The organism is Actinophytocola sp. (assembly GCF_036378875.1).
In the GTDB taxonomy this organism is placed as follows: Bacteria; Actinomycetota; Actinomycetes; order Mycobacteriales; family Pseudonocardiaceae; genus Actinophytocola.
The window spans coordinates 1-11,243 of the sequence record NZ_DASUVO010000115.1; the positions used below are offsets into that span (position 1 = coordinate 1).

The 11,243-nt window shown below is 69.9% G+C and carries 11 protein-coding genes; 9 read left to right on the forward strand and 2 right to left on the reverse strand.

Features of this window, described 5'->3' with window-relative positions; translation table 11 throughout:
- Positions 1–34: 34 nt before the first annotated feature.
- Positions 35–1,381, reverse strand: a complete 1,347-nt coding sequence (locus tag VF106_RS33700) for an aminotransferase-like domain-containing protein (protein WP_330843967.1) — start codon at positions 1,379–1,381, stop codon at positions 35–37.
- A gap of 80 nt (positions 1,382–1,461) precedes the next feature.
- On the opposite strand from VF106_RS33700, the gene VF106_RS33705 reads away from it, so the two are divergent.
- From VF106_RS33705 to VF106_RS33715, 3 genes are all read left to right on the forward strand, one after another.
- A complete protein-coding gene (locus VF106_RS33705) occupies positions 1,462–2,256 on the forward strand; it encodes an alpha/beta fold hydrolase (protein WP_330843968.1) in 795 nt (264 codons plus the stop codon).
- A 148-nt stretch (positions 2,257–2,404) separates the two neighbouring features.
- Positions 2,405–3,142, forward strand: a complete 738-nt coding sequence (locus VF106_RS33710; RefSeq protein ID WP_330843969.1) for an SDR family NAD(P)-dependent oxidoreductase — start codon at positions 2,405–2,407, stop codon at positions 3,140–3,142.
- A gap of 14 nt (positions 3,143–3,156) precedes the next feature.
- Entirely contained in the window at positions 3,157–4,107 is a 951-nt protein-coding gene (locus VF106_RS33715) for a DUF2332 domain-containing protein (protein ID WP_330843970.1), read from the forward strand.
- On the opposite strand, the gene VF106_RS33720 is transcribed toward VF106_RS33715, so the two are convergent.
- A complete protein-coding gene (locus VF106_RS33720; RefSeq protein WP_330843971.1) occupies positions 4,104–4,511 on the reverse strand; it encodes a four-helix bundle copper-binding protein in 408 nt (135 codons plus the stop codon). The genes VF106_RS33715 and VF106_RS33720 overlap by 4 nt on opposite strands.
- A 92-nt stretch (positions 4,512–4,603) precedes the next feature.
- Here VF106_RS33720 and VF106_RS33725 point away from each other — a divergent pair, with 92 nt between their 5' ends.
- The 6 genes from VF106_RS33725 to VF106_RS33750 all read left to right on the forward strand — a co-directional run bounded on the left by VF106_RS33725 (position 4,604) and on the right by VF106_RS33750 (position 11,178).
- A complete protein-coding gene (locus VF106_RS33725; RefSeq protein ID WP_330843972.1) occupies positions 4,604–5,092 on the forward strand; it encodes a dihydrodipicolinate synthase family protein in 489 nt (162 codons plus the stop codon).
- Complete coding sequence (locus VF106_RS33730) at positions 5,011–5,538, forward strand: dihydrodipicolinate synthase family protein (protein ID WP_330843973.1); 528 nt, start codon at positions 5,011–5,013, stop codon at positions 5,536–5,538. The genes VF106_RS33725 and VF106_RS33730 overlap by 82 nt, the downstream gene beginning before the upstream one ends.
- Positions 5,539–5,682: 144 nt before the next feature.
- On the forward strand, positions 5,683–7,305 hold the full coding sequence (locus tag VF106_RS33735; protein WP_330843974.1) for an ABC transporter substrate-binding protein: 1,623 nt from the start codon (positions 5,683–5,685) through the stop codon (positions 7,303–7,305).
- A complete protein-coding gene (locus tag VF106_RS33740) occupies positions 7,302–8,258 on the forward strand; it encodes an ABC transporter permease (RefSeq protein WP_330843975.1) in 957 nt (318 codons plus the stop codon). The genes VF106_RS33735 and VF106_RS33740 overlap by 4 nt, the downstream gene beginning before the upstream one ends.
- Complete coding sequence (locus VF106_RS33745; protein WP_330843976.1) at positions 8,255–10,204, forward strand: dipeptide/oligopeptide/nickel ABC transporter permease/ATP-binding protein; 1,950 nt, start codon at positions 8,255–8,257, stop codon at positions 10,202–10,204. Before VF106_RS33740 ends, VF106_RS33745 begins: the two co-directional genes overlap by 4 nt.
- Positions 10,201–11,178: an oligopeptide/dipeptide ABC transporter ATP-binding protein gene (locus VF106_RS33750; RefSeq protein WP_330843977.1), complete on the forward strand. Its 978-nt coding sequence runs from the start codon at positions 10,201–10,203 to the stop codon at positions 11,176–11,178. The genes VF106_RS33745 and VF106_RS33750 overlap by 4 nt, the downstream gene beginning before the upstream one ends.
- Positions 11,179–11,243 lie beyond the last annotated feature (65 nt).

Consider the following 11,243-nt stretch of genomic DNA (forward strand, 5'->3'; position numbering starts at 1 on the left):
GACCTGCAGCACCGGCCAGGGTTCAAGCGCGGCATCAGTCCAGGCTGCTGTCCTCCGGACGTCCCCTCGCCAGCTGAGCCAAAGCGTCCACACTGGACTCCAGCACCTCCACCGGCGGTGCGGAAACCGCCAGGCGGACCGCGTTCGGGGCGCGGCCCTGGCCGACCGTGAAGGCGGCCGCGGGCGTGACCGCGATGCCCTGCCGCGCGGCGGCGGCCACGAAGGTCTCCGCACGCCACGGTTCCGGGAGTTCCCACCAGCAGTGGTAGGCGCGCGGGTCGGACCGCACCGTGAAGCCGGCCAGCCGGTCGGCGACGATCCGTTGGCGGGCAAGGGCATCGGCCCGCTTGGCGGCCTGGATCGTGGCCGCGGTCCCGTCCGTGACGTACAGGGTCGTCGCCTCGATGGCGAACCGTGGGGCCGACCAGCCGCCGGCTCGCAACGCGCTCGCCACCCGTTCCCGCAATGCCGGTGGCGGAAGGGCGAAGCCGAGCGTCAGGCCTGGCGCGATGCGTTTCGACATGCTGTCGACCAGCACGACGTGGTCCGGGGCGTGCGCGGCCAGCGGTGGCTGGTCGGCGTCCGACTCGCTGTGCAGGAACGCGTAGATACCGTCCTCGATCGCGGGCAGGTCACGCTCGGCCAGCACCTCGGCGAGCGCCGCGCGGCGGTGCGGCGGCATGGTGACGCCGAGCGGGTTGTGCAGCGTGGGTTGGAGGTAGACGGCACGGACCGCGGCACCTCGCACCGCCTCCGGCGCCAGACCGTGCTCGTCCATCTCCAGCGGTACCAGGGTGACGCCCAGCCGTGCGGCCACCGCCTTCACCACCGGGTACGTCAGCGCCTCGACGCCGAGCCGGCCGCCGACCGGTACCAGTGCGGCGATCGTGGCGGCGATCGCCTGCCTTCCGTTGCCGGCGAACAGGATCCGCGCGGGGTCGGGGCCCCAGCCCGCACGGGCGAGCAGCGTGGCCGCGGCCTCGCGGGCCGGCGCGGTGCCGCTGACCGTCACCGGCGGCAACGCGCCAGCCAGCAGTTCTGGCCGCAGCAGACGCACGAGGCTGGCGGACAGCAGCGCCCCCTGTTCCGGCAGCACGGAGAAGTTCAGCTCCAGGTCCACCAGGGCGCCGCCGGGTTCGGCCGTCGCGGGCTCCGGCGCTGGGGCGGCCGCACGCACGTACGTGCCCCTGCCGACCTCACCCACCGCGAGGCCGCGCCGCACCAGCTCGCCGTAGACCCTTGCCGCGGTCGACGTCGCGATCCCGCGTTGGCGCGCGAACCTTCGCTGCGGCGGCAGGCGCTCACCCGGCCGCATCCGCCCGGCGGCGATGTCGGCGGCGAGAGCGTCCGCGATCGTCAGGTAGTCCATGCGACCTCGCATTGCACCGAGTGCATTTGTTTCTATTGCACCGAGATTGTGCCGCGTTTAGCCTCGGATCATCAAGGAGAGGAGCGGCTTTCGTGACTACCGCCGACCTGAACGGCATCACCATCGGCTACGACGACGTCGGCACGGGCCGGGACGTGCTCGTCCTGGTGCACGGCCACCCGTTCGACCGCTCGATGTGGCACCCGCAGCTGACGCAGGTCGCCGACCTGGGCTGGCGCGTGATCGCCGCGGACCTGCGTGGCTACGGCGAGACCACGGTCGTGCCGGGCGTGACGCCGCTCTCGACGTTCGCCGGGGACATCGCCGGGCTGCTCGACCACCTCGGCGTCGAGCGGTTCGTGCTGGGCGGCCTGTCGATGGGCGGGCAGATCGTGCTCGAGTGCCACCGGCTGTTCCCGGCGCGGATCCGCGGGCTGGTGCTGGCCGACACCTCCGCACAGGCGGACACTCCGGCTGGGCGCCGCGGCCGCACCGAGATGGCCGACCGGCTGCTGCGTGAGGGTATGGCCGGTTACGCCGCCGAGGTGCTGTCGAAGATGGTGGCGCCGCGCAACCTCGCGGAGGTCGGCGAGCACGTGTCGCGGATGATGCGGAACGCGTCACCCGAGGGTGCGGCCGCGGCCTTGCGTGGCCGGTCCGAGCGGCCGGACTACACCGACACGCTCGGCACGGTGAACGTGCCCACGCTCGTGGTCGTCGGCAGCGACGACGAGTACACCCCGGTCGCGGACGCCGAGTACATGGCCGACCGAATCCCAGGCTCTACGCTGGCGGTGATCGAAGGGGCCGCGCACATGCCGAACCTCGAACGGCCGGACGAGTTCGGCAAGGCGCTGGCCGGGTTGCTGTCGGAGGTGAGTCGATGAGCCCAGCTTGCGGAGCGAATCATCAGGGTCCAGGACGGCGCCGGGCCCGCGGAGGGCGCCGGTGGAGCGGAGCCTGCGGAGCCATGAGCGGAGCTTGCGGAGCGCATCATCGAGCACTGCGGCGCCACGCAGCGGGAACGGCGGCGTCATGATTGTGCTTGTCACCGGTGCGAGCAGTGGGTTCGGCGCGGCGATCACCCGCCGCTTCGCCGACGATGGCGCCCACGTCGTGGCCGCCGCCCGCCGAGCCGACCGGATCCCCACCGGTGAACGCGTGCTGCCGCTCGCTCTCGACGTGCGCGACGGCGACGCGGTCCGGGAGGCGATCGACGGCCTGCCGGCCGAGTACACGGAGATCGATGTGCTCGTGAACAACGCCGGTCTGGCAAAGGGACTCGAACCGGCGCACCAGGCCGACCTCGGCGACTGGGACCAGATGCTGGACACCAACTGCCGGGGGCTCGTGCACTGCACCAGGGCCGTGCTGCCCGGCATGGTCGCCCGCGGCCGGGGCCACGTGGTCAACATCGGGTCGGTCGCGGCCACCCACGCCTACCCCGGCGGGAACGTCTACGGCGCGACGAAGGCGTTCGTGCACCAGTTCAGCCGCAACCTGCGCAGCGATCTGCACGGCACGGGCGTACGGGTCACGTGTGTCGAGCCGGGCATGTGTGAGGGCACGGAGTTCTCCCTGGTCCGCTTCGACGGTGACGCGGGCCGCGCGGACGCGGTGTACGAGGGCCTGCAGGCCCTGACGGCGGAGGACATCGCGGAGACCGTGCACTGGGCGACCAACCAACCACCGCATGTGAACGTGAACATCATCGAGCTCATGCCGGTGGCACAGTCGCCCGGCCCGTTCCAGGTGTACCGCAAGCCGGTCTGACGGAGGACCGGTCCGTGTCGACGGCTGACCGTTACCGCCGCTTCGCCGACGCCGAGGCACGTGGCGGGTCGCCGTGCTACGAGGAGTGGGCGCTCGGCGTCGCGGCCGACGGCGAGTTGCTCGCCCTCCTCGATGACCTGCCGGTCGCCAAGCGGCAACCGAACCTGCTGTTCGCGGCCGCCCGCTACAGCGGCATCCCCGCCGGCCCGTTCCCGGACTTCCGGCGTGCGCTGCTCGCGGACTGGCCCGCCGTGCGGAAGGTCATGCTCGCCAGGCGGACGCAGACCAACGAACCGGGCCGCTGCGCCGTCCTGCTGCCCTTACTGGCCGCCCTCCCCCAGCCGCTGGCCCTGCTGGAGGTGGGCGCGTCCGCCGGGCTGTGCCTGTACCCGGACCGGTACAGCTACCGCTACGGCGACCACCCGCGGCTCGACCCACCCGCCGGGCCCGCGAGAGCGGTGCTCGACTGCGAGATCACCGGCCCGGTTCCGATCCCCGCGGCACTCCCCCGCGTCGTGTGGCGGGCAGGCATCGACCTGAACCCGCTCGACGTGGCGGACGCCGACGACGTGCGCTGGCTGGAGGCCCTCATCTGGCCGGAGCACGACCACCGTCGCGCCAGGCTGACGCCGGCGATCGAGATCGCCAAGGCCGAACCGGCACACATCGTGACCGGTGACCTGAACGAGAAGCTGACCACGCTCGCCGCGGCGGCGCCACGCGAAGCCACGCTCGTGGTCTTCCACAGCGCCGTTCTCGCCTACCTGGACGCGGAGAGCCGGGCCGAGTTCGTCGACACCGTGCGGGGCCTGAACGCGCGGTGGATCGCCAACGAGGGACCCGGCGCCCTGCCGGTGACCGCACCACCGTCACCCGAGCCGGAGCGGGCCCTGTTCCTGCTCACGCTCGACAGCGAGCCGGTCGCCTACTCCGCCGGGCACGGCCAGACGCTGCACTGGCTCTAGCCGATCGCGGCGAGCAGGTCACGGCAGGCCTGCTCGCAGTTGCGACACGCCTCCGCGCAGACCCGGCAGTGCTCGTGCATCGCCGCGTGGGAGCCGCACTCGTCACCGCACGACCCGCACACCGTCACGCAGGCCGCCAGCAGTGCGCGGCTGATGTTCGCGTCGTAGCCGGTGTGGCGGGAGAGTACTCGTGCCGTCGCCTCGCACACGTCCGCGCAGTCCATGTTCGCGCGTATGCATTTGGTCAGGTCCGCGACCGACTTCTCCGACAGGCAGGCATCCGCGCAGGAAGTGCACGTTTCGGCACAGGCGATCAGGGCGTCGATGGCCACCGCGAGCTTGCCGCGGTCCACGTTGATCTCGGCGGGGTGGGTCTCGAGCATTGACATGGTTGTCGTCGTCATGGGCAGGTGGCTACCCACCATCCGCGAGGCGCATACCCTGGCGCTCAGCGCCGGGACATAGGATGTTCTACGTCCACGACGGAGGGGCGACCATGGGGCCAACTGATCTGCGTGGCGTGTGGGCCACGGTGCTGCTTCCGCTGGAAGCCAACGACGACATCGACTTCGGTCGCCTGGAGGCCGAAGTCGATGTCCTGCTCACCACCGGTGTGCACGGGATCTACACCAACGGGAGCGCCGGCGAGTTCCACACGCTCGGCGACGCCGAGTACGACCGGCTGCATGACCTCGTCGCCACCCGTTGCCGTGCCGCCGGGATGCCCTTTCAGCTGGGCGCGGGCCATCCCGGCGGACACCGCTCGCTGGAGCTGATCCGCCGCGCCGCCGCGTTGGAGCCGGACGCCATCCAGGTGGTGCTTCCCGACTGGCTGCCGTTGACCACGGAGGAGGTCCTTGCCGCCGTCGACCGGATGGCCCGAGTCGCCGACGGGTCCCGCTGGTGCTCTACAACCCGCCCTGCGCCAAGACGCGGCTCGACCCGACGTCGTTCGTCCGGTTGGCCGACGAGGTGCCCACACTGATCGGGATCAAGGTGCCCGGCGGGGACGACGCGTGGTTCGGCCGGATGACGGACGACCTCGGGACGCGGCTGGCGATCTTCGTCGCCGGACACGCGCTCGCCTCCGGGGTCGCCAGGGGTGCGGCCGGCTCCTATTCGAACGTCGCGTGCCTGAACCCGACCGGCGCCGTTCGGTGGTACGAACAGATGCTCACGGACCTGCCCGCCGCACTGGACGTGGAGCGGCGGCTCCAGCGGTTCTTCGCCGACCACATCACGCCGCTGTCCCGGCAGGGTTACTGTGACCCGGCCCTGGACAAGGCACTGGCCGCGATCGGCGACTGGGCGCCGGTCGGCACCCGGGTGCGCTGGCCACATCGCTTCGTTTCGGCCGACGTCGTGCCGGCGCTGCGCGACGCGGCGCGTCAGGCCGTGCCGGAGCTACTCGAACACGCGCCCGGTCAGTAGCCATTTCCGTTGCGGGGCAGCGGAGTTTCGGCGATGTGTCCCCGACTCTTGACCTCCCGGCGACACCGCCCTATGGTTCTGCCATTCATAGGACGTCCCATGTCCTATGTCGTCCAACGAAGTACGTGCGCTCAGGAGGTGCGGGTGTCGAAAACTCCGCCCGGGTCCGGTCAGTCCTTCAGCCGTCGGGACATGTTGCGTTTCACCGGCATGGCCGGGGTCGCGGCCGCCTTCTCGTCCAGTCTTGCCGCGTGCGGTGGACCAGCCTCCACGAACGCCACGGGCAACACGGTTGACTCGATCACCGCGGTGATCGGGTACGGCAACAACCAAACATGGGACCCGTTACAGTCGGCGTCCGCGTTCTCAGTCGCCGCGTTCCTGCACACCTACGAGTCCCTTGTGGAGGGTGACCCGATCAGCCGGGAGTCCTACGCGGGCCTCGCCAAGGAACTCCCGAAGGACGTGACCGGCACCAGCTTCGACGTGGTGCTGCGGGACGGCGCGAAGTGGCACGACGGCCAGCCCGTCACCGCCGACGACGTCGTGTTCACGTTCACCCGCGTGCTCGACCCGACCGAGAACGTGCTCGTGCGCACCTTCTTCACCCCGTGGCTGAAGGAGGTCACGAAGACCGACGACAAGACCGTCACGTTCACGCTCAACCAGCCGTTCCCCTATGTGCTGGAACGGCTCCAGTCCGTGAAGATCTGCCCGAAGCACGTCTTCGAAGGTAAGTGGGCCGACGCGGCCGCCGGCAAGGTGGTCGGCTCCGGACCGTACAAGGTGGTCGAGCAGGCCCCGTTGTCGTTCACCAGCTTCGAGAAGTTCGCCGAGTACAACGGCCCGCGCCCGGCCGTGTACAAGAAGATGCTGTGGAACTCGATCGTCGAGGCCGCCCCGCGCGTCGCGAAGATCTCCGGCGCCAAACCGGCCGCGCAGATCGTCGAGAACATCCCGGCGGCCAACGCGGAACAGTTGCAGAAGGACGGTCGCACCGTCCAGTTCGCCGACGGCGGCAACAACCTGTGGCTCATGTTCAACACCACACACGCACCGTTCGACAACAAGCTGGTGCGCCAGGCACTGCACCACGCCGTCGACCGCGAGAAGATGATCAAGGTTGGTCTGAAGGGCAAGGGCACGGCCGGCACCGCGTTCATCAACCCCAAGCTGCCGGAGTCCCAGCCCGCGGCCAACGACCTCGGCTACGACCCCGACAAGGCGAAGGATCTGCTGAAGCAGGCCGGTGTCACCAACCTGTCGGTGACGCTGTCCACGTCGAACACCACGCTCGTCGCCGACTGCGTGAACGTCATCAAGGAGGGCTGGGACGCGATCGGCGTCACGACCACTCTGGACTCACAGGACACGAAGGCGCTGTTCTCCAAACTGGACGGCGGGTTCGACTTCCAGGTCGTGGCCACCACCTCCAACCCGCAGCAGTTCGGCAACGACCCGGACCTGCTGGTGCGCTACTACTACAACACGGGTGCCGGCGTGGCGGCCAAGTACGCGAAGTGGGCAGGTCCCGACCAGCAGTCGCTTCTCGCGCTGCTCGACGAGGCCGCCGAGGAGACCGACGAGGGCAAGCGGAAGAAGACCACCAAGAAGGTGCTCGACGTACTGGCCGACCAGGCCGTCGTGTACCCGCTGGTGTTCACACAGCTCGGCACCGCGTGGGACCCGAAGGCCATCTCCGGCGTGCGGGCGCAGGGCTACCCCGGCATCAACCTCAACCAGGCGAAGCCAGGGACAACCGCGTGATCATCCTGCGGATGCTGCTCGGGCGTGTGCTGTCGCTCGTGCCGCTGGTGCTGGGCGTGACGTTGTTCGTGTTCATCGTGATGCGCTTCTCTCCGGTGGACCCGGCGGTCGCGGCGCTCGGCGACACCAATCCCACGGACGCGCAGCTCGAGCAGTTCCGCAGGGACAACGGCCTGCTCGATCCGTGGCCGATCCAGTATGGACGGTTCGTGTGGCAGCTGCTGCACGGCGACTTCGGGGTCAGCGTGATCACCAAGCAGTCGGTGGGTGACACGATCGCGACGGCGTTGCCGCTGACCGTCCAGTTGACACTGATGGGCCTGGTCATCGCGATCGTCCTGGGACTGCTGTTCGGCATCACGTCCGCGCTGTACCGGGACCGGTGGCCGGACCAGCTGATCCGGGTCGTGTCGCTGGCGGGGATCGCGGCACCCGCGTTCTGGATCGCGTTGCTGCTCGTGCAGTGGCTCGCGGTCGGCGAGGGCCTGTTCCCCACCAGCGGCTACATCAGCCCGCAGGACTCGTTCTCCGGCTGGCTGAACTCGATGACATTGCCGGCGATCGCGCTGGCCGGGCCGGTGACCGCCCAGCTGACCCGCATCATCCGCACGTCCATGGTCGAGGAACTGGACAGGGACTACGTGCGGACGGCACGCGGCGGCGGACTGTCGCCCGTCGTGGTGGTGGGCCGGAACGTCCTGCGCAACGCGCTGGTCACCCCGCTCACCGTGCTGGGCCTGCGGGTCGGCTACCTGCTCGGCGGCGCGGTGGTCATCGAGACGATGTTCGCGTTACCAGGCATGGGGCAGAACATGATCCAGGCCGTCACCGACGGCGACACCTCGAAGGTGCAGGGCTTCGTGATCACGATCGCGCTCATCTTCGTGCTGGTCAACCTGATCGTCGACATCCTCTACGTGATCGCCAACCCACGCCTGCGGAGCCACTCGTGATACGCCCCGGCCTGACCGAACGACTCAGCCGGGGCGCCCGGTTCCGCCGCCTCAACCTCCTGTCGTGGGTGTCGGTGGCGATCCTCGCGCTGCTGGTCCTCGCGGCGGCGCTCGCGCCGCTGATCACCAACCACGACCCGTACCTCACCGGCGACGACGTCACCGGTCCTGGCGGCGAGTACTGGTTCGGCACCGACTCCTCCGGCCGCGACATCTACACCCGCCTGATCTACGGCGCCCGGTGGTCGCTCACCGTCGGTCTCGGCGCCGTCGCGATCGCGCTGATCGCCGGCGCGGTCATCGGCGCCGTCGCCGCCACCTCGAACCGGCGGGTCGACGGCGTCATCATGCGGGTGCTCGACGTGGTGATGGCGTTCCCCGGCATCGCGCTCGCGGCCGTGCTGGTCGCGGTGTTCGGCCGGGGGCTGCCGGTGCTGATCCTCGCGATCGGCTTCCTGTACACGCCACCGATCGCGCGGGTCGTGCGCGCCAACGTGATGGCCCAGTACAGCGAGGACTACGTCGCCGCCGAACGTGTCATCGGAGCCAAACGCCAGTACATCCTCACCCGGCACGTCGCGGTGAACTGCGCGGCGCCGATCCTGGTGTTCTGCACGGTGATGGTGGCCGACGCGATCGTGTTCGAGGCGTCGCTTTCGTTCATCGGCGCGGGCATCCAGGCCCCGGACCCGTCGTGGGGCGCGGTGCTGTCCAACGGCAAGGAACTGGTGCTCACCGGCGGCTGGTGGGCGACGCTGTTCCCCGGCCTGCTGATCCTGATCACGGTGTTGGCGCTCAACATCCTGTCCGAGGGCATCTCCGACGCGTGGGCGACCCCGTCGGCGCGACGGGCGAAGGCCGGCCGTGCGGCGAAGAAGGCCGCCGCCGCACCGGAGGCGACCGAGGAGCGGGCCGAGCCGGTGCTGCCGATCGCGGGACTGCGTGAGGCCGGCGAGCGGCTGGCCGAGCACGCTCGCGACCTCGACGACAGTCCGAGCGTGCTCGACGTCGAGCACCTGTCGATCGCGTTCGCCGACCGGCACGACGGCGTGCGCGTGGTGGACGACGTGTCGTTCTCCGTGCGGTCCGGCGAGGTGCTGGGGCTGATCGGCGAGTCCGGCTGCGGCAAGACCATCACGTCGCTCGCGATCATGGGCCTGCTGCCGGACACCGCTCGGATCTCCGGCCAGATCCGCTTCGCACAACAGGACCTTCTCGCGCTGAGTTCCCGTCAGCGACGCCGCCACCTCGGCCACGACCTGGCGATGATCTACCAGGACGCGCTCAGCTCGCTCAACCCGGCGATGACGATCCGCGCGCAGCTCAAGCAGTTCACCCGGCGCGGCGGCACCCGCACGCCGGCAGAGCTTCTCGAGCTGGTGAACCTCGACCCGGAACGGACGCTGCGGTCCTACCCGCACGAGCTGTCCGGTGGGCAGCGGCAGCGGGTGCTGATCGCGATGGCGCTGTCCAGGAGCCCCAGGCTGATCGTCGCGGACGAGCCGACCACGGCACTGGACGTGACCGTGCAGGCGCAGATCATGAAGCTGCTGCTGCGGCTGCAGGAGGAGCTCGGGTTCGCGCTCATCCTGGTCTCACACGACCTCGCGCTCGTGTCCGAAGTGGCCGATCGCGTGGTGGTGATGTACGGCGGGCAGGTCGCGGAGACCGGCACCATCGCCCAGGTCGTCGGCGAGCCACGCCACCACTACACCCGAGGCCTGCTGTCGGCGGTGCTGTCCCTGGAGGAGAACCAGGCACGGCTCACCCAGATCAAGGGTGTCGTGCCCTCCCCCGCCGACTTCGCGCCCGGCTGCCGGTTCTCCGACCGGTGCCCGGCCGCACGCGCGATCTGCCACGAGAAACCGCCGGCCCACGACGGAGATCCGCTCAGCCACGTGTTCGCCTGCCACTTTCCCGCCGAGCAGCCGGTGGTGACGTCATGAGTTTGCTGGAACTGGACGGTGTCCACGTCGTACACCGGATTCGGGCGCGCCGGTTGTTCGGGCACGACAACGTGTACGCGCTCACCGACGCGCACCTGTCGCTGGACGCCGGCGAGACCGTCGGCGTGGTCGGCGAGTCCGGCTGCGGCAAGTCCACTCTGGCCAAGGTGATCGTCGGACTGCAGCGCCCGACCCAGGGCACCGTCCGGTACGAGGGCGAGTCCCTGTGGGAGATGACCGCCTCGGCGCGGGCGGAACGGTTCGGTCGCAACGTCGGCATGGTGTTCCAGGACCCGACGACCGCGCTCAACCGGCGGCTCCCCATCGCGAAGATCATCCGGGATCCGCTGGACGTGCACCGGGAAGGCACGCCAGAAGAGCGGGACGACCGTGTCCGCGAGCTGATGTCGTTGGTGGGTCTGCCGGACAGCGTCGCCGACGCCGTGCCGGGACAGCTCTCCGGCGGCCAGCGGCAGCGCGTGGCCATCGCGCGGGCACTCGCGCTCGGGCCCAAGCTGCTGGTCGCGGACGAGCCGACCTCCGCGCTCGACGTGTCGGTGCGGGCCCAGATCCTCAACCTGCTGATCGACCTGCGGGAGCGGCTCGGCCTCGCGATGGTGTTCGTGTCCCACGACATCCAGACCGTCCGCAAGATGAGCGACCGGATCATCACGATGTACCTGGGCCGGGTCGTCGAGGAGGCGCCTGCCGCGGCCGTGCCCGCGAGCACACACCACCCGTACATGCGGGCGTTGTTCTCCGCCACGCCGAGCCTGCGACACGCCGTACAACCCATCGTCCTGAGTGGACCCGTGCCGTCGGCGACGAACCCGCCGAGCGGCTGCAACTTCCGCACCCGGTGCTGGAAGGCCACCGACGAGTGCGCGGCCGAGCTGCCACCACTCGCGACGGCCGGCACCGGGCACACCTATCGCTGCGTTCACCCCGAGCAATACCAAGGAGGCCGAAAGTAAGCGAAAACCCTGTCAGCAGGCGGCCGAACTACGTTTCGCCGATGGGCAAAATTTCGGCCGGATTG